This is a genomic window from Streptomyces sp. NPDC101118, assembly GCF_044759445.1.
GTDB lineage: Bacteria > Actinomycetota > Actinomycetes > Streptomycetales > Streptomycetaceae > Streptomyces.
The window spans coordinates 171,541-189,424 of the sequence record NZ_JBIVZG010000013.1; the positions used below are offsets into that span (position 1 = coordinate 171,541).

Annotated in this window: 16 protein-coding genes and 3 tRNA genes; 9 read left to right on the plus strand and 10 right to left on the minus strand. The window is 73.1% G+C overall.

What is annotated here, in order from left to right:
• Positions 1 to 45: 45 nt before the first annotated feature.
• The 3 genes from ACIQUQ_RS21785 to ACIQUQ_RS21795 all read left to right on the plus strand — a co-directional run bounded on the left by ACIQUQ_RS21785 (position 46) and on the right by ACIQUQ_RS21795 (position 4,474).
• Entirely contained in the window at positions 46 to 1,731 is a 1,686-nt protein-coding gene (locus tag ACIQUQ_RS21785; protein WP_403978216.1) for a hypothetical protein, read from the plus strand.
• 254 nt (positions 1,732 to 1,985) lie between these two features.
• Positions 1,986 to 3,479 carry a N,N-dimethylformamidase beta subunit family domain-containing protein gene (locus ACIQUQ_RS21790; protein WP_403978219.1) on the plus strand — a complete coding sequence of 498 codons (1,494 nt, stop codon included), beginning with the start codon at positions 1,986 to 1,988 and terminating at the stop codon, positions 3,477 to 3,479.
• Positions 3,480 to 3,571: 92 nt separating this feature from the next.
• Complete coding sequence (locus ACIQUQ_RS21795) at positions 3,572 to 4,474, plus strand: phosphoribosylaminoimidazolesuccinocarboxamide synthase (RefSeq protein ID WP_403978221.1); 903 nt, start codon at positions 3,572 to 3,574, stop codon at positions 4,472 to 4,474.
• A 123-nt stretch (positions 4,475 to 4,597) separates the two neighbouring features.
• On the opposite strand, the gene ACIQUQ_RS21800 is transcribed toward ACIQUQ_RS21795, so the two are convergent.
• From ACIQUQ_RS21800 to ACIQUQ_RS21835, 8 genes are all read right to left on the minus strand, one after another.
• Positions 4,598 to 4,670, minus strand: a tRNA-Gly gene (locus ACIQUQ_RS21800).
• A 22-nt stretch (positions 4,671 to 4,692) separates the two neighbouring features.
• Entirely contained in the window at positions 4,693 to 5,304 is a 612-nt protein-coding gene (locus tag ACIQUQ_RS21805; protein ID WP_399944468.1) for a response regulator transcription factor, read from the minus strand.
• Entirely contained in the window at positions 5,301 to 6,533 is a 1,233-nt protein-coding gene (locus tag ACIQUQ_RS21810; protein WP_403978225.1) for a sensor histidine kinase, read from the minus strand. The genes ACIQUQ_RS21805 and ACIQUQ_RS21810 overlap by 4 nt, the downstream gene beginning before the upstream one ends.
• Positions 6,534 to 6,592: 59 nt before the next feature.
• The gene (locus ACIQUQ_RS21815) at positions 6,593 to 7,516 is read right to left on the minus strand and encodes an ABC transporter permease (protein ID WP_403978227.1); all 924 of its coding nucleotides are present in this window, start codon (positions 7,514 to 7,516) and stop codon (positions 6,593 to 6,595) included.
• A complete protein-coding gene (locus tag ACIQUQ_RS21820) occupies positions 7,513 to 8,454 on the minus strand; it encodes an ABC transporter ATP-binding protein (protein ID WP_403978229.1) in 942 nt (313 codons plus the stop codon). Before ACIQUQ_RS21820 ends, ACIQUQ_RS21815 begins: the two co-directional genes overlap by 4 nt.
• Before the next feature lie 227 nt (positions 8,455 to 8,681).
• Positions 8,682 to 8,754: transfer RNA gene (locus tag ACIQUQ_RS21825), tRNA-Gly, on the minus strand.
• A gap of 79 nt (positions 8,755 to 8,833) precedes the next feature.
• Positions 8,834 to 8,905, minus strand: a tRNA-Gly gene (locus tag ACIQUQ_RS21830).
• A gap of 143 nt (positions 8,906 to 9,048) precedes the next feature.
• The gene (locus ACIQUQ_RS21835) at positions 9,049 to 9,366 is read right to left on the minus strand and encodes an Lsr2 family protein (RefSeq protein ID WP_403668059.1); all 318 of its coding nucleotides are present in this window, start codon (positions 9,364 to 9,366) and stop codon (positions 9,049 to 9,051) included.
• Positions 9,367 to 9,710: 344 nt separating this feature from the next.
• Between ACIQUQ_RS21835 and purS the strand changes: the two genes are divergently transcribed.
• The 6 genes from purS (at position 9,711) to ACIQUQ_RS21865 (ending at position 16,006) form a co-directional block, all read left to right on the plus strand.
• The gene (gene purS / locus ACIQUQ_RS21840; protein ID WP_352197884.1) at positions 9,711 to 9,956 is read left to right on the plus strand and encodes a phosphoribosylformylglycinamidine synthase subunit PurS; all 246 of its coding nucleotides are present in this window, start codon (positions 9,711 to 9,713) and stop codon (positions 9,954 to 9,956) included.
• A 2-nt stretch (positions 9,957 to 9,958) separates the two neighbouring features.
• A complete protein-coding gene (gene purQ / locus ACIQUQ_RS21845) occupies positions 9,959 to 10,639 on the plus strand; it encodes a phosphoribosylformylglycinamidine synthase subunit PurQ (protein WP_403978233.1) in 681 nt (226 codons plus the stop codon).
• On the plus strand, positions 10,636 to 12,885 hold the full coding sequence (gene purL / locus ACIQUQ_RS21850) for a phosphoribosylformylglycinamidine synthase subunit PurL (protein WP_403978236.1): 2,250 nt from the start codon (positions 10,636 to 10,638) through the stop codon (positions 12,883 to 12,885). The genes purQ and purL overlap by 4 nt, the downstream gene beginning before the upstream one ends.
• 96 nt (positions 12,886 to 12,981) lie before the next feature.
• A complete protein-coding gene (locus tag ACIQUQ_RS21855) occupies positions 12,982 to 14,259 on the plus strand; it encodes a hypothetical protein (RefSeq protein WP_403978239.1) in 1,278 nt (425 codons plus the stop codon).
• 18 nt (positions 14,260 to 14,277) lie between these two features.
• The gene (locus ACIQUQ_RS21860; protein WP_403978242.1) at positions 14,278 to 15,057 is read left to right on the plus strand and encodes a sterol carrier family protein; all 780 of its coding nucleotides are present in this window, start codon (positions 14,278 to 14,280) and stop codon (positions 15,055 to 15,057) included.
• Between the two features lie 145 nt (positions 15,058 to 15,202).
• Positions 15,203 to 16,006 (plus strand): META domain-containing protein, encoded by an 804-nt coding sequence (locus ACIQUQ_RS21865; protein ID WP_403978245.1) that lies wholly within the window; start codon positions 15,203 to 15,205, stop codon positions 16,004 to 16,006.
• A 75-nt stretch (positions 16,007 to 16,081) separates the two neighbouring features.
• Here the strand turns inward: ACIQUQ_RS21865 and ACIQUQ_RS21870 are convergent, their stop codons facing one another.
• Positions 16,082 to 17,530: a sulfatase gene (locus ACIQUQ_RS21870; protein ID WP_403978247.1), complete on the minus strand. Its 1,449-nt coding sequence runs from the start codon at positions 17,528 to 17,530 to the stop codon at positions 16,082 to 16,084.
• Between the two features lie 115 nt (positions 17,531 to 17,645).
• Positions 17,646 to 17,741, minus strand: coding sequence for a putative leader peptide (locus ACIQUQ_RS21875; RefSeq protein WP_399944495.1), 96 nt, complete (start codon positions 17,739 to 17,741; stop codon positions 17,646 to 17,648).
• Positions 17,742 to 17,884: the final 143 nt, after the last annotated feature.

Consider the following 17,884-nt stretch of genomic DNA (forward strand, 5'->3'; position numbering starts at 1 on the left):
AGGGGGTGACGTCCGGCCGTGTCCGGAACCGCTTTGGGTATCGAAATGGGCGCGCAGTCGGCGCGCCTCCGCGCCGTCTCCGTGCTGCGCCTGCGCGGCCGGGCGATGGGCGTCGCGCTGCTGCCGGCCGCCGTCGCGGTGGTGCTGGTGGCCGCGCGGGCCACGGGCCGGCTGGCCGGGGACCCCTGGCCCGCCGTGACGCTCGTGGTGTGCGGGGTCGCAGCGCTGGTGCTGCTGCTCGCCGGGGTCTTCGCGGCCGTGGTGCTGCGGGCCAGCCCGGCGACCACGCCGACGGTGCCGCTCTCCGAGACCGCCGCGCCCGACCTCTACCGCCTGGTGCGGGACCTGGCCGAGCGGCTGGAGGTGCCCGCCCCCTCCGCGATAGCGCTGACGCCGGACTGCGACAGCTGGCTGGAGGACCGTACGCACGCCACGCACCGCCGCGGCATATCCGGTGATCCCCCGCCGCGTGACGCCGACGCGGGCTTCGGCACCGCACCCGTGCTGGTCATCGGCTCCCCCTTCCTCTGGTGGATGCGGGTGGCGGAGCTGCGTGCCGTGCTGGCCCCGGTGGTCGCGGGCACGGGCCCGTCGGCCCAGGTGGACATAGCCGCCGCCCGGCGGTTCGTCCGCGGCCTGGACGCGGCGGTCGCCGTCGGACAGCGCCGCGGCCTCGGGTACGTCGCCTGGCTGGGCCGGCTGCTGCTGCGGCTGTGCCGGGACGACGCGGCCGAGATGGAGCGCGGCGTCGCCACGGCCGCCTCCGAGCGTGCACAGGCTGTGGACTACGGACTGAGGATCGTCGCCCAGGAGCAGGTCGGCCTCGCCTACGCGGGCTGGGACCGGCTGCTGACCCGGGTCGCGCTGCCCGCCTGGCGGCTGGGCCGCTGGCCCTGCCGGCTGGACGCGGGCGTGGTCTCGGCCCTCACCGAGCTTTCCCGGCGCGACCGGCTGGCCGAGGGCTTCACCTCGCGGCTGGGCGAGCGCCCGGCGTGCGACCTGCTGGAGGAGCCGGGGGTGGTCGACGAGGCCGCCTCGCTGCTGGCCGCGCGGCTCTTCCACGGCGGACCGGCCGAGCCGGGCCCCGACTGGTCCCCGGTGGACTGGTCGGCGTACCCGGAGGAGGTCGTGGACCGCAAGTGGCGCGTCGAGGCGGCCCGCCTGCACCGCGCCCTGGACGCCCTCGCCCTGCCGGGCGGCGGGTACGGCCCCCAGAACGCCGTGGGCACCAACGCCTCCGACACGAACGCCTCCGACACCGCCGGCACGGCCCCGGACCCGCTGCGGGCCGTGGTCACCGCCGGCTCCCGCGCCGCGGCGCCCGGCCCCACCCTGGAGCGGGTGCTCGCGTACCTCTCCGGAGGCGAGGGCGACGCGCTGGCCGGCCGGATCGCGGCCGACGTGGCCCGCGAGGAGCTCGCCCCGGGCGGGGCCGAGCGGCCGAACGGTTCGGACGCCCTGCCGCTCTTCCCGCTCCAGCCGCCCCGCAGCGGCCGGGACCTGCTGGCCGACCACGTGACCGCGATGGTCTGCTGTGCGGCCGTCGACACCGCGGGCGCCGCCCCGGGCCTCGACTGGCTGGACGGCCCCGCCCTCCTCGTGGACGGCGAGCGCCGCAACGACCTCTCCCCGCGGGTGCTCTCCCTCGTGGAGGACGGCGATCCGGAACCGCTGCGGTCCTGGCTGGCCGAACTCGGCGTGCGCGCCGAGAAGCCCGTCCGCCTGGTCTGATCCGGCCCGTTCGGCCCCCTGAGCTGCCCGAACGGTCCCCGCCCGGGCAGCCGTCAGGCGCGCCCCGGCCCGCATCCCAACCGGACGCCAATGTTCCGTTCACGTCAATTCGCGACGAACGGTGACGGAGTGCGTGCGTTATGTGATGTGCTGGGACCAGTCGTGGCCAGCAGACCACGTCCCCGGCACACCCCAGGCCCCGGCCGGAGGCAGGTCCGGGCGCCGTCGGGGGAGCGAGGGAGGGGAGCAGCGGTATGGGTGGTGCGGACCAGATCCGGCGGTGGGAGTCGGGTGCCCTCGCGCACGCGGTGTCGGACCCCTTCGGGCAAGGCCCGCTTCCCTGGCTCCGGGGCAGCGAGCTGTACTTCGGCGACACCGGGCAGGTCGTCCCCTGGTACGTCGACCCCGCGGCCCCGGGCCGGCTCGGCGACCAGGTCCCGCCGGCCCGGGTCCGTACCAGCGGCCCCCGGACGGCCGACGACGTCCACCGCCAGATCAAGGGCTTCACGTCCACCGGCGCGGTCGCCCCCGGCGAGGCCATCGACTTCCACATCACCGTCGACCCGCCCCAGCAGTTCTCCGTCGACGTCTACCGCATCGGCCACTACGGCGGCGACGGCGCGGCCAAGATCACCACCAGCCCCCGGCTCTCCGGCATCGTCCAGCCCGCCCCGCTGACCGCCGACCGCACCGTGTCCTGCCACCACTGGTGGCTCTCCTGGCGCCTCCAGGTCCCCTCGTACTGGAACCTCGGCGCGTACGTCGCCGTGCTGACCACGGCCGACGGCTACCGCTCCCACATCCCCTTCACGGTCCGCGACAGCCACCCGGCCGACCTGCTCCTGCTGCTCCCGGACGTCACCTGGCAGGCCTACAACCTCTACCCCGAGGACGGCCGCACCGGCGCCAGCCTCTACCACGCCTGGGACGAGCAGGGCCGCCTGCTGGGCGAGCGGGACGCGGCCACCACCGTCTCCTTCGACCGCCCCTACGCGGGCGCCGGCCTGCCCCTCCACGTGGGCCACGCCTACGACTTCATCCGCTGGGCCGAGCGGTACGGGTACGACCTCGCCTACGCCGACGCCCGCGACCTGCACGCAGGCCGCGTGGACCCCACCCGCTACCGCGGGCTGGTCTTCCCCGGGCACGACGAGTACTGGTCCGTCCCCATGCGCCGCACCGCCGAGCGGGCCCGCGACCACGGCACCTCGCTCGTCTTCCTCTCCGCCAACACCATGTACTGGCAGGTCGAGCTGTCCCCCTCCGCCTCCGGCGTCCCGGACCGACTGCTGACCTGCCGAAAACGCCGCGGCCCCGGCCGCCCCGCCCTCTGGCGCGAGATGGACCGGCCGGAGCAGCAGCTCCTCGGCATCCAGTACGCGGGCCGCGTCCCCGAACCGGCCCCGCTGGTCGTCCGCAACGCCGGCCACTGGCTCTGGGACTCCACCGGTGCCGGCGACGGCGACGAGATCGACGGCCTGGTCGCGGGCGAGGCCGACCGCTACTTCCCCCGCACCCAGCTCCCCGAGCACGAGGGCCGCATCCTCCTCGCCCATTCGCCCTACCGCGACGGCGACGGCGTCCTGCGCCACCAGGAGACCTCCCTGTACCGCGCGCCCAGCGGGGCCCTGGTCTTCGCCTCCGGCACCTTCGCCTGGTCACCGGCGCTCGACCGCCCCGGCCACGTCGACGAGCGGGTGCAGCGCGCCACCGCCAACCTCCTCGACCGGATCTGCAAGCGCGACTGATCCGAGGTCCTCCCGCCGGCCGCCCCCTGTCCAAGATCACGGCCAGGTGAGCGAGAATCGGAGTGCTTCATACAGAACCACAGGGAGACACCGTGTCCGGATTCGTCGAAAAGCCCGAGCCGGTTCAGGTTCCGGGCCTTCTCCACCTCCACACCGGCAAGGTGCGCGAGCTCTACCGCAACGAGGCGGGCGACCTCGTGATGGTGGCCAGCAACCGCATGTCGGCGTACGACTGGGTGCTCCCCACCGAGATCCCGGACAAGGGCCGCGTCCTGACGCAGCTCTCCCTCTGGTGGTTCGACCAGCTGGCCGACCTCGTCCCGAACCACGTCATCAGCACCGAGCTGCCCGAGGGCGCCCCCGCCGACTGGGCCGGCCGCACCCTGATCTGCAAGTCGCTCGACATGGTCCCCGTCGAGTGCGTGGCCCGCGGCTACCTCACCGGCTCGGGCCTCGCCGAGTACGAGCAGACCCGCACGGTCTGCGGACTCGGCCTCCCCGAGGGCCTCGTGGACGGCTCCGAGCTGCCCGCCCCGATCTTCACCCCGGCCACCAAGGCCGAGGTCGGCGAGCACGACGAGAACGTCTCGTACGAGGAGGTCGCCCGCCAGGTCGGCGCCGAGACCGCGGCGCTGCTGCGCCAGACCACCCTCGCCGTCTACGGCCGGGCCCGGGACATCGCGCGCGAGCGCGGGATCATCCTGGCCGACACCAAGTTCGAGTTCGGCTTCGACGGCGAGACCCTGATCGCGGCCGACGAGGTGCTCACCCCGGACTCCTCCCGCTTCTGGCCGGCCGACCAGTGGCAGCCGGGCCGCGCGCAGCCCTCGTACGACAAGCAGTTCGTCCGGGACTGGCTGACCTCGGCCGAGTCGGGCTGGGACCGCAAGAGCGAGCAGCCCCCGCCGGCCCTGCCGCAGCACATCGTGGAAGCCACCCGCGCCAAGTACATCGAGGCGTACGAGCTGCTCACCGGCACTCCCTGGCAGCACTGAGCCACCGCCGCGCCGGTCCGGCCCCCTCCCGGGAGCCGGGCCGGCGCCGGCGTACGCACCGGTGAACCCGGCGAACCCGGAAAACGCGGAAGGCCCGGTCTGATGACCGGGCCTTCCTTCACGAGCGGACGACGAGATTCGAACTCGCGACCCTCACCTTGGCAAGGTGATGCTCTACCAACTGAGCCACGTCCGCATGCGCCGTAGCGCGGGACCCACTATACCCAACCTTTGAGGCGGGCGAGACGCACGGCCGCGTGCCGGTTCTCGGCGCCCAGCTTCGCGGCCGCCGACGAGAGGTAGTTCCGCACCGTCCCGGGCGACAGCGCGGCCCGCTCCGCGATCTCCGCCACCGGCGCCCCGTCCGCCGCGAGTTCGAGCACCTCGGCCTCCCGAGCGGTCAGCGGCGAGTCCCCGGCACTGATCGCGTCGGCCGCCAACTCCGGGTCCACGTACCGGCCCCCGGCCTGCACGGTCCTGATGATCTCGGCCAGCCGGCGGGCCGACACGGTCTTGGGCACGAAGGCCCGCACCCCCGCCTCCAGGGCCCGCTTCAGGTACCCGGGCCGACCGTGGCTGGTCACGATCATGGTCCGGCAGCCCGGGAGTTCGGCCCGCAGTGATGTGGCCACGCTCACCCCGTCCGCCCCGGGCATCTGCAGGTCCAGCACGGCCACGTCGGGCCGGTGCGCGAGGGCCATCGCCAGCGCCTCCGGCCCCGAGGCCGCCTCGGCCACCACCAGAAGGTCGTCCTCCAGCCCCAGGAGCGCCGCGAGCGCCCCCCGGATCAGGTGCTCGTCGTCGGCCAGCAGTACGCGTACGGGCGTCATGCCCCCACCCCTTCCCCGGCGACGGCAGCCGCCGGAACCACGGCCGTCAGCCGGAACCGTCCCTTGGCTACCGGCCCGGCGTCCAGCGTGCCGCCGAGCGCGGCCAGCCGTTCCCGCAGCCCGGCGAGCCCCGAACCCGGCGGGCCCGCGGGCGTCCCGGGCGCCCCGTCGTTCTCCACCGCCAGCACCACACGGCCGCCCTCCCCGGGACCGCCGGTGAGCCGTATCAGGCAGTCCCGCGCGTCCCCGTGCCGCAGCACGTTCGTGGTGGCCTCCCGCACGACCCAGCCGAGCGCGGACTGCACCTCGGCCGGCAGCCCGCCCCCGGCCGCGCCGTCCACGCGGCATTCGATGCCCGCCGCGGCGAGCACGCTTCGGGCGCCCTCCAGCTCCACGGCCAGGTCCGCCTCGCGGTAGCCCCGCACCACGTCCCTGACCTCCTTCTGGGATTCCTGCGCGATCCGCTGCACCTCGACCATCTGGTCCATGGCCTCCGGGCGCTCCCGCCGGGCCAGTTGCACCGCCAGCTCGCTCTTGAGGGCGATCACGGCGAGGTTCCGGCCCAGTACGTCGTGCAGGTCGCGCCCGAAGCGCAGCCGCTCCTCGGCGACCGCGAGCCGGGCCCGCAGCTCCCGCGACCGGTCCAGCTCCCGGACCACGCGCACCAGCCACGAGGAGAACCCGGCGGTGACGGAGAACAGCAGGCCGGTGAGCACCACCGCGACCCCGAACGGGACCGCCTCCACGCCCCGGCCGAAGGCGAGCGCCGCCGCGGCCGTGAAGCCGGCCCAGCCCAGCACGAGGTACGTCATCTCCCGCACCCGCCGCAGGCACAGCACGAGCGCGCAGATCCCGAAGCCGACCGGCCCGATCACCAGGGTGAGTCCCAGGTCCCCGGTGATCAGCCCGCCCGCGGTCATCCCGAACACGCCGAGCACGATGGACGCGGTCAGCGCGGTCAGCGCGTACGCGGTCCTGTCGGGGCGCTCGCGCCGGCCGGCCGCCCAGCCCAGCGCCCGGGCGGAAAGGGTGGCGCAGAGGCCCGCGTGCCCGCAGACCAGGATCCCGATGCCGGCCGCGAGCGGGGTCGGCCCGAGCTGCCCGCCCGTCGAGCCCAGAGCGACGGTCAGCACCTCGATCAGGGCGAAGGAGTGGAAGGACCACCGCGTGTACAGCTCGACCTTGGCCGCGCTGCCCCGCCCCGCCCACCAGCCCGTCAGTCTGGACATCCCCGCCGTTCCCCCCTCGCGTCCGGCCGCTCCGCGGACCGCGCCCGCCGTCCCGTACGTCAGCGCCGCGGCTCCCAGCGGAACCACCGCCCCACCGCCGACACGGTGATGATCGCCCACACGAGCGTCATCACGCCCGCCTGGAACAGGTCCCCCGCGGCATCCGTGCCGAGCCAGCCCGCCCGTACGAACTCCATCACCCCGCTGAAGGGCAGCAGTTCGCAGAGATCGCCGACCGGCCCGGGCAGCGCGTCCCGCGGGGTCATCATTCCCGACCCGAGGACGGTGACGAGGAAGAGCGGCAGGGTGGTGAGCCCTGCGCTCTCGACGGTGCGCGTGACGGCAGAGGTGAGCGCCGACAGCCCGGCCATCAGCGGTACGGCGGCCAGCACGCCCAGCAGCAGCAGCTCGGGCCGCTCCGGCGCGGGCACGTCCAGCACCGCCACCCCGCCGGCCGTCAGCACGGCGCACTGGACGAGGGCGATCACGGCGGCCGGCAGCGCGGCCCCGGCCAGGATCTCGGGGTCGGTCGCCTCGCCGGTACGCAGCCGCTTGAGCACCAGCTCCTCGCGGCGGGCGGTGTAGGTGGCGACCAGGCCCATGTAGACGACGAGCAGCAGGGTCATGCCGGTGCCGCCGATGAGGGTGGCCGCGCCCGCACCCATGGGGAGGTCGCCGGACGGCATCCCGGCGAGCACCGAGCGCAGCACGAACAGCATCAGCGCGGGCATGAGGAGGGCCATGAACAGCCCGTTGCGGTTGCGCAGCAGGAGGGTCAGCTCGGCCCGCCCCAGGGCAGCGAGCCGGGCGGGACTGACGGCACCGAGCGCGGGGCGGTCCTGCGGGCCGCCGGCCCCGCCCTTGCCGTGGAACCCGTGCCGGAGCATCCGTGCGGCGGCCTCGCGGCCCCTGCCGCCGCCGGCCTTGGTGGTGCCGGTCTCGCCGCCGGTGCCAGCGTTCCCGGTGGTGCGGACGGTGCTCATCGGACGGCCTCCGGGGTGCTCGCGGCGATGTCGAGGAACGCCTCCTCCAGGGAGGCGGAGCGGGCGTCGAGCCGGTCCAGCGCGACGCCGGAGTCCTCGGCCCAGCGCAGGAGTTCGGCGAGGGTCTGCTGGAGCGTGGTGGTACGGATCTCCACGCGGGGCCCGTCGGCCGCGGCCCGCAGCGCCAGCGGCAGCCGGGCGGCCGGCACGCCTTCCGGCAGCCGGAACCTGATGCGGGCCGGGCGGGCCGCGGTGACCTCGTCGGGCGTGCCGGACAGGACGAGTTCGCCCGCGTGCAGGATGCCCAGCCGGTCCGCGAGCTGCTCGGCCTCCTCCAGGTAGTGGGTGGTGAGCAGCACGGTGGTGCCCTCGTCCCGCAGTTCGCGGACCAGGGCCCAGGTGTCGCGGCGGCCCTCGGGGTCCATGCCGGTGGTCGGCTCGTCGAGGAAGAGCACCTCGGGCCGGCCGAGCAGGGCGAGCGCGAGGTCGAGCCGGCGGCGTTCGCCCCCGGAAAGCTGCTTCACCCGTACGTCGGCCCGCGCGCCGAGTCCGACGCGCTCCAGCACCTCCGTACGGCGCCGGGCACCGGCGGGTCCGCGTGCGGCGGAGGTCACGCCGGCCCACATCCGGACCGTCTCGGCGACCGTGAGGTCGGAGGGGAAGCCGCCGTCCTGGAGCATCACTCCGGTGCGCGGCCGGACCTCGGCCCGGCGGCTCCAGGGGTCGAGGCCGAGGACGCGGACCTGCCCGTCGGCGGGGCGGGCCAGGCCTTCGAGGAGTTCGACGGTGGAGGTCTTGCCGGCGCCGTTGGTGCCGAGGAGGGCGAAGACCTCGCCGCGTGCCACGGCGAAGGAGACGCCCCGGACGGCCTCGAAGCCGCCCGCGTACGAGCGGCGCAGCCGCTCGGCGGTGATGACGTGCTCGTCGGTTGGGGTCATGCCTCCAGACTTCCGGCGCCCCGCGGGGCCGGGCAGTGCGCGCTGTCACGGCCTCCGATGACATTTGTCATCGCGGCCGCGGAACCGGAGGGTCCTGGAACGACCGGAGGTGGAGGGGGCCGGGAAGGACCGGAGGTGGAGGGACCGGGAAGGGCTGAAGGTGGAGGGGCCGGGAAGGACCGGGAAAACGCAGAAGGCCCGGTCTGATGACCGGGCCTTCTTTTACGAGCGGACGACGAGATTCGAACTCGCGACCCTCACCTTGGCAAGGTGATGCTCTACCAACTGAGCCACGTCCGCATGCTTCCGATCGGCTTTCGCCGGTCGGTGCGAGCACCACTCTACCTGATCCACCGGAGTGGTTGGCAAAGCGATGCAGAGCGGGTGACAGGAATCGCACACTGCGCCTTCCCCCTGGAAGGGGGATGTTCTGCTACTGAACTACACCCGCACGACCTTCGAGGCTTTGACCTGCGGTCTTGCCCCTCGGCGTGATCCACACACTAGCGGATCCCCGGGGGTGCTTGGCAAATCCGTTCCGGCCCGCGGGTCCGCGGGCACGCCCCGGACCCGCGGACCCGGACGGCCGGGCCGTCAGTGCGCCTCGCTGTAGGCCTCGTAGACCTTCTTGGGGATCCGGCCCCGCGGGGGCACGTCGAGCTGGTTCGAGCGGGCCCACGCGCGGACGACCGCCGGGTCGGGTGCGAGGGAGGTGTGCTTGAAGGTCTTGCCCGAGCGCGCCTGCCGCCGGCCGGCCGCCACGTAAGGCGCCAGGCTCTTGCGCAGTTTCTTCGCGTTCGCAAGATTGAGGTCGATCTCGTACGACTTACCGTCCAGCCCGAAGACGACCGTTTCCGCCGCTTCTCCGCCATCGATGTCGTCGGAGATCGTGACTACTACGCGCTGCGCCACGGATATCGGCCCCTTCGTGTCCCGACACCGCGTTGACGTGCGGTGATGGAGACTGTATGGATGTTTCGGAACAATGCGTCTTTACCGGGGAATCCCCGTGGATTCCTTTGTACCGCGATTCGCAATGAAGTGGGAAGCCCAGTTAATTGTCTCCGCGTGTCCCGCCGCAATCCCGGACGCGGGGTTTTCCGGGCGATTTTGTGAAGTGTTGGTGCGCCCGAAACCCTCCGCGGGAAGGGCGCCGTGATCTGCGCGTGATCGGGGCTCGCGATATCTACCCGCGTAGAAATTTCGGGCGGGTACGCTGAAGGAACCGCCGCACCAACCACCTTTCGGGAGTGCCAGTGGCACGCGTCGTAGTCGACGTCATGCTCAAGCCGGAGATCCTCGACCCCCAGGGCCAGGCGGTGCAGCGTGCACTGCCGCGCCTGGGCTTCGAGGGCATCGCCGACGTCCGCCAGGGGAAGCGCTTCGAGCTCGAGGTGGAGGGACCGGTCGACCAGGCCGCCCTCGACCGCATCCACGAGATGGCCGAAACGTTCCTCGCCAACACCGTCATCGAAGACTTCACCGTGAAGGTCGAGGCCTGACGGTGACCACTCGCATCGGAGTCGTCACGTTCCCCGGAACGCTCGACGACCGTGACTCGCTCCGTGCCGTCCGCCTCGCGGGCGCCGAGCCGGTCTCGCTGTGGCACCGCGACAAGGACCTCCACCAGGTCGACGCGGTCGTCCTCGCGGGCGGCTTCTCCTACGGCGACTACCTCCGGGCGGGAGCCATCTCCCGCTTCTCGCCGGTCATGGAGACGATCATCGAGCAGGCCAAGGCGGGCATGCCCGTCCTCGGCATCTGCAACGGCTTCCAGATCCTCACCGAGGCCCACCTGCTGCCGGGCGCCATGCTCCGCAACAACCACCTGCACTTCATCTGCCGCGACCAGAAGCTGCGCGTCGAGAACGCCCAGACCGCCTGGACCGGCGACTACGAGCAGGGCGAGGAGATCTCGGTCCCCCTCAAGAACATGGACGGCCGCTACGTCGCCGACGAGCGCACGCTCGACGAGCTGGAGGCCGAGGGGCGGGTCGCCTTCCGTTACCTCGACTTCAACCCGAACGGTTCGCTCCGCGACATCGCCGGCATCACCAACGCGGCGGGCAACGTCGTCGGCCTGATGCCGCACCCCGAGCACGCGGTCGAGCCGCTGGTCGGAACGGGTCGCACCGACGGCCTGCCGTTCTTCACCTCGGTACTGAAGAAGCTGGTAAGCGCATGACCCTCGACACCGTCAAGAACGCGACCGAGACCCCCGACGCGTCCCAGCCGTGGAAGGAGCTCGGCCTCAAGGAGGACGAGTACGCCCGGATCCGCGAGATCCTGGGCCGCCGTCCCACCGGTGCCGAGCTCGCCATGTACTCGGTCATGTGGTCCGAGCACTGCTCGTACAAGAGCAGCAAGGTCCACCTGAAGCAGTTCGGCGAGAAGGCCCCCGAGAACGACGCCATGCTCGTCGGCATCGGCGAGAACGCCGGCGTCGTCGACGTGGGCCAGGGCTACGCGGTCACCTTCAAGGTCGAGTCGCACAACCACCCCTCGTACATCGAGCCCTACCAGGGCGCGGCCACCGGCGTCGGCGGCATCGTCCGCGACATCCTCGCCATGGGTGCCCGCCCGGTCGCCGTCGTCGACCCGCTGCGCTTCGGCGCCGCGGACCACCCCGACACCAAGCGCGTCCTGCCGGGCGTCGTCGCGGGCATCGGCGGCTACGGCAACTGCCTGGGCCTGCCCAACATCGGCGGCGAGGTCGTCTTCGACTCCTGCTACCAGGGCAACCCGCTGGTCAACGCCGGCTGCATCGGCGTCATGAAGCACGAGGACATCCACCTCGCCAAGGCCTCCGGCCCCGGCAACAAGGTCATCCTCTACGGCGCCCGCACGGGCGGCGACGGCATCGGCGGCGTCTCGGTCCTCGCGTCCGAGACCTTCGACGACACCAAGCCCACCAAGCGCCCCGCCGTCCAGGTCGGCGACCCCTTCCAGGAGAAGCTCCTCATCGAGTGCACCCTGGAGATCTTCAAGGAGAAGCTGGTCGCGGGCATCCAGGACCTCGGCGGCGCCGGCCTGTCCTGCGCCACCTCCGAGCTGGCCTCGGCCGGTTCCGGCGGCATGCGGGTCGAGCTGGACACCGTCCCGCTGCGCGACGCGACGCTCTCGCCCGAGGAGATCCTCATGAGCGAGTCGCAGGAGCGCATGTGCGCGATCGTCGAGCCGCAGCACGTCGACCGCTTCATGGAGATCTGCGAGAAGTGGGACGTCATCGCCACCGTCATCGGTGAGGTGACCGACGGCGAGCGCCTGGAGATCTTCTGGCACGGCGAGCAGATCGTGGACGTGCCCCCGGGCACCGTCGCCCACGAGGGCCCGGTCTACCACCGCCCGTACGCCCGTCCGGACTGGCAGGACGCCCTCCAGGCCGACGACGCGAACAAGCTGCCCCGCCCGGCCACCTCCGAGGAGCTGCGCGCGCAGGTCCTGGCCCTGGTCTCGTCGCCGAACCAGGCGTCGAAGTCCTGGGTGACCGACCAGTACGACCGCTTCGTGCAGGGCAACACCGTCCTCGCGCAGCCCGAGGACGCCGGCATGGTCCGCATCGACGAGGAGACCAACCTCGGCGTGGCCATGGCGACCGACGGCAACGGCCGGTACGCCAAGCTCGACCCCTACACGGGCGCGCAGCTCGCGCTGGCCGAGGCGTACCGCAACGTCGCCGCGACCGGCGCCAAGCCGCTGGCCATCTCCGACTGCCTGAACTTCGGCTCGCCCGAGGACCCGGCCGTCATGTGGCAGTTCGCCGAGGCCACCCGCGGTCTCGCGGACGGCTGCCTGGAGCTGGGCACCCCGGTCACCGGCGGCAACGTCTCCCTCTACAACCAGACGGGCGACACCGCGATCCACCCGACCCCGGTCGTGGCGGTCCTCGGCGTGATCGACGACGTCAACCGCCGCACGCCGATGGCGTTCAAGGAGGAGGGCCAGCTGCTGTACCTCCTCGGCGACACCCGTGAGGAGCTCGGCGGCTCGGCCTGGTCCCAGGTCGTCCACGACCACCTCGGCGGCATGCCCCCGAAGGTGGACCTGGGCCGCGAGAAGCTGCTCGGCGAGATCCTGATCTCCGCCTCCCGCGACGGCATGATCGACGCCGCGCACGACCTGTCGGACGGCGGCGTCGTCCAGGCGCTCACCGAGTCCTGCCTGCGCGGCGGGAACGGCGCCCGCGTGGTCGTGCCCGAGGGTCTGGACGCGTTCATCTTCCTCTTCTCCGAGTCGGCGGGCCGGGCCATCGTGTCCGTCCCCCGCAGCGAGGAGCTCCGCTTCACCGACATGTGCGGCGCCCGGGGCCTCCCGGCCACCCGCATCGGTGTCGTGGACGGCGACGCGATCGAGATCCAGGGCGAGTTCGCCATCCCGCTGGCCGAGCTGCGCGAGGCCCACGAGGCGACCATCCCGGCGCTGCTCGCGTAACGCCGGTCAGGTACCGCACCCGGCCCGAGCGGCCGTAGCGATTCCGTTGCCCCCGCGGCCCTTCTGGGACGCGGGGGCGCTTCGCATACTGGCGGCGTGAGTGACCACGTCAAGTTCCTGCCGCCCGCCGCGATACCCGAGGGCGGCGCCGCCACCTGGTCCGTCGAGGACGCCGAGCGCTGGCGCGCGGCCGGCCCGCCCGCCGTCTTCGCCCCGAACGCCGGGAGCTGGGTGCTCTGGGTGCTCGTGTTCGTCTCGATCGTGCTGGTGGCCTGGAACGAACCCGAGGCGGCCGCGAGCGGCACCGGCTGGGAGGCCCACTGGGAGGGGTACCCCGAGGCCGTCCTGACGTTCAGCCTCCCGCTGGCCTACCGGCTCGCCCCGTGGCTGACGCTCGTGATGTCCGGCCTGCTCGGCGCCCGGCTGCTGGTGTCCTGGGGCGGTGTCCCCGTCGACGACACGCCGGCCCGGGCGGGCACGCTCCTGCTCCTCGCCCTCCTGGCCTGGACGGCCACCGGTGCCTGGTTCCGCCTGCGGGCCCGCCGGCGCCAGGGTGCGCTGGCCCTGGCCGCCGCGGGCGAGCGGCGCGTACCCGTGCCGGAGGGACTGCCCGGCTCCCACCGCCTCCGGGGCCTTCCGCAGCTGCTGTCCGGGTCGCTGCTCTGCCTGGCCGGAGGCGGGCTCCTCGTCTGGGGAGCGGTGGCGGAGGCCGCTGCCGGCACGGCCCACCCGTACGACCCGACGGGCCAGCAGGTCATCGCCCTCCTGGCCCTCGCCCCCGGGATGCCGCTGCTCGCGCGGGGGCTGTCCCGGCAGTGGGCGGCCCGCCGGCTGCACGCCGGCCCGCAGCCCGTCCTGGTCGTCGGCGTCCGGGCCGACAGCTACGACCACAGCTGGCTCTACCCGAACGCCGCCGACACCACCGGCAGGCCGCTGATCGGCTTCCGCGACCGCTTCGAGGACATGGCCTTCACCGGCCGGACCCTCGTCGGCGGCGCCGAGGAGCGGCTGCGCGCAGACCACCACGACGTCAACGAGTACGCCGAGCCGTACGAGGCGCTGCTCTACGGAGTCCCGCGCGAAGGGGCGGAAGTGGTGATGGAGTTCGCGGACTTCTACGGCGACACCCGGATCGGGGTGCGGATCAAGGCGGTCCCGCTGCTCGCGCGCCGCCGCCACTCCCTGTACGGGTGGCAGCCGGCGGGCACCTCGTACACCCTGGCGCAGCGTGCGGAGCGGGAGGCGCGCCGCGAGCGCCAGAGGGCGTCCTCCTCTTCGTCGTCCTCCGACAGCGGCGGCTGCGGGTCCTCCGGCGACTCCTGCGGGAGCAGTTGCGGCAGCAGCTGCGGCGGTGGCTGCGGCGGCGGTGACTGATCGGGCAGACTCGCCGGCATGGCACCCAAGACGCGCAGCTACGACCCGGCGAAGACCAGGGCGGCGGTGCTCGCCCAGTTCCGGCACCTCGCCGAGGCGGTGGACCGCCTGACCGAGGAGCAGCTCGCCGCGGACGCGGGCGTCGGTGAGTGGACCGTGCGGGACCTCGCCGAGCACATCGCCTGGGCCGTCGGCTCGCTGGCCGGGGCCGCGGGCCTGCCCCCGGCGGAGAAGGCCGAAGTCACCGTACGGACCTGGCCGTTCACCACCGAGCCCATCGCGGACCGGATCGTGGGCGCGCACCGCGGGGACGAGCCGCTGGACCTCGGGGAGCTGTACGCGCGGACGGGCGAGCGCCTCACCGAGCTGCTGGGCGTGCTGCCCGGCGACCGGCTGCTCGCGCTCTGGATCGGCGGCATGTCCGTGGCGGACTTCGTCGTGACCAGGACCGTGGAGCTGGTCGTCCACACCGATGACCTCAACCGCGCCCTGGGCCTGTCCGTCCCGCTCGACCGCCAGGCCCTGGCCACCTGCGTACGGGTGCTCGCCGACGCCCTCGCGACCAAGGCCCCGGGCGGTTCCGTCGAGGTCCGCGTGCCGCCCTTCGCCGTGGTCCAGTGCGTCGAGGGCCCCCGGCACACCCGCGGTACGCCGCCCAACGTGGTGGAGACCGACCCGCTCACCTGGCTCCGGCTGGCCACCGGCCGTACCGGCTGGGCGGCGGCGGTGGCGGACGCGGCGGTCAGCGCGAGCGGGGAGCGGGCCGACCTGAGTGCCGTCCTGCCGGTGATGAGCTGAGCCACACCGCGCGCCCGGACCCCGAACGGGGTTGATTCCAGGGCGTATCCGGCGCAACCGGGCGCGCTGCACAGCGGATCCGGAACGGATCCGGGAATCGGCGGATCCAGGGGAACCGGCCCGCCGTCCGCCACGTCAGAGCGGCATGCGTACCCATCACGTCATCACCGCGGCCCTCGCCGCGTCCCTGGCCCTGACGGCCTGCGGTGCCACCGAGACCGCCGGCACGGCCCCGGGCGGCAAGGGCGTGTCCGGAGTCAAGTGGACCGTCGAAACACTCGACAACGACGGCAAGCGCGAGGCGGCCCCCGCAGGTACGGGCGCCCACCTCCTGATCGAAGACGGCAAGGTGCAGGGCAACAACGGCTGCGCCGACTTCACCGCCCCGGCCGAGGCCGACGGCAACAGCCTCACCGTGAAGGACGCCGAGGTCACCGACATCGGCTGTGACCCGACCGCCATGAAGTTCGGCGAGGCCTTCCAGAAGCTGATCACCGGCAAGCTGACCACCTCGGTCTCCGGCGACCGGCTGACCCTCACCACCGCGGGTGGTGACAAGATCACCCTGACCTCGAAGCCCGAGACGCTCACCCCGCTCAACGGCACCCGCTGGACGGTCGACTCGCTGGTCCAGGGCGAGGCCGTGACCTCCGTCCCGCAGGACGCGAACGGCAAGGCCTGGTTCGTGATCGGCAAGGACGGCGCGGTCCAGGGCAACCTCGGCTGCAACAACTTCACCAGCAAGGCGACCGCGGCCGGCGGCGAGGTGACCTTCGGTCCGCTCGCCTCGACGCGGATGGCCTGCACCGGCCCCGCCGGCGAGGTGGAGAAGGCGGTCTCGGCCGTCCTGAAGGGCAAGGTCGCGTACTCCGTCGAGAGCGGCGCGCTGACGCTGACCGCCCCGAACGGCAAGGGCCTGCGCGCCACGGCCCAGCCGGCCGCCTCGTAGCGGCCCGCATGCGTCCCGTACCGGCCCCGGGTGGGCCGGGGCCGGTACGGGATCCACTCCCTCAGGGGTCACGGCTCAGTACGGGAGCAGCCCGGCGTCGGTGCGCTCCCAGGCCGCCCTCAGCTCCACCAGCAGGTCGGGCCGTACGGCGGCCCTGTCCGCCTGCTCGCGGACGTCGGCCGACAGGTCGAAGAGCTGGTCGCGGCCGCTCTTGCCGCGGTAGTACTTCCAGTCGCCGCGCCGCAGTGCCCGCTCGCCCCGCACCCGCCAGAACAGGTCCCGCTCGGGCAGCTCCTCACCGCGCAGCAGGTACCCGGCCAGGCTCGTGCCGTCCAGCGGGTACGCCGGGTGCGGCCGGGCCCCGGCCACCTCCAGCAGGGTGGCCGTCCAGTCCGGCGTGAACACCGGCTCGTGGCTGATCTGGCCCCCGTCGAGACGGGCTGGCCAGCGCACGATCGTGGGCACGCGGATGCCGCCCTCTTGGAGCGAGCCCTTGTTCCCGGCCAGCGGCCAGTTGTACGAGAAGCGCTCGCCGCCGTTGTCGCTGGCGAAGAACACCAGCGTGTCCCGCTCCTGGCCGGACCGCTTCAGGGCCTTCAGCACCTCGCCGACCGACCGGTCGAGGTCCTCGACCAGCTCCTTGTACTTCTCGATCGAGCCGCCGTCCTGGTGCCACAGCGCCCGGTTGTCGCCGGCCCTGATCCGGCGGGCGATCTCGGCCCCCTCCGCCTCGTCGCCTTCGGCGATCCAGGGCCAGTGGGGGGTCGTGAAGTTCAGGTTGAGCAGCCAGGGCCGGTCGTGGTCGCGGGCGATGTACTCGCCGGCCCGCTCGGTGAGGATCCGCGTGTAGTACCGCAGGTCCTTGTACTCGGCGTCACCCTCGTAGAGGTCGTACTCGCCGGTGTTGCTGAGCTTGGAGTAGTACTCCAGGGCCCCGCCGAAGTTGCCGAAGAACTCGTCCCAGCCGGACCGGGTGGGGCTGTAGTCGGGCAGGTAGCCGCAGTGCCACTTGCCGATCAGCGCGGTCGCGTAGCCGGAGTCCCGGAGCAGCGAGGCCAGCGTCGGGTGGGTCGGCTCCAGGCCCGCCGTCCTGTCCGCGATCGGCTCGGCCAGGCCGCCCTTGGTACGGCCCGGGAAGCGGCCGGTGTAGAGGCTGAAGCGGGTCGGGGAGCAGGTCGCGGAGCCCGAGTAGGCGTCGGTGAACCGCACGCCCTGCCGGGCCAGCCGGTCGAGGTTGGGGGTGCGGATGTGGCTGGATCCGTACGAGGACAGGTCCGCCCAGCCGAGGTCGTCACCCAGGATGAACAGGATGTTGGGCCGCCGGGAGTGGCGTCCGCGGGCCGCGCGGAAGGCGTGCTCGGCCGGGGCTCCGCCGGCGGCCGGGGCGGCCTCGGCGGCACCCGCGGCGGGGGCCCCGGCGAGGCCCGCGGCGGCCGCGGCACCGGCGGTGACGGCCCCGCCGAAGGCCCGGCGGGACAGGGGAGAAGCGGAACGGGAGTCGGAACGGGAGTCAGAGGAAGACACAAGTGCTCCAGGGCGCAGCCGGCCGGGCCCTCGGCCGGGTGGCGCGCGGGACGGCGCGCGGCGGCCCCGGACAGGGCTGGGCGGAGAAGAAAGGGAAAAGGGAAAAGAGTTGTGACTACGCGGAGCAGCGACAGATGGCGCTCGCGACACGGACCAGGTCCACGTGCCGGCGCTCGACGAGGGTGACGACTCGGTCACCGAGGGGCTGCATGGGGCGAGAGCCTCCACGAATTCCCTTGTAGATGTCAACAAACGATCCGAATACCGAGACGGAGGGGGTTCGTCACCCTCTGTGCTGTGACATTTCCCGGCCCTCCCCAATTCGGACCAGTGGTCGACGTCGCCTAGACTCGG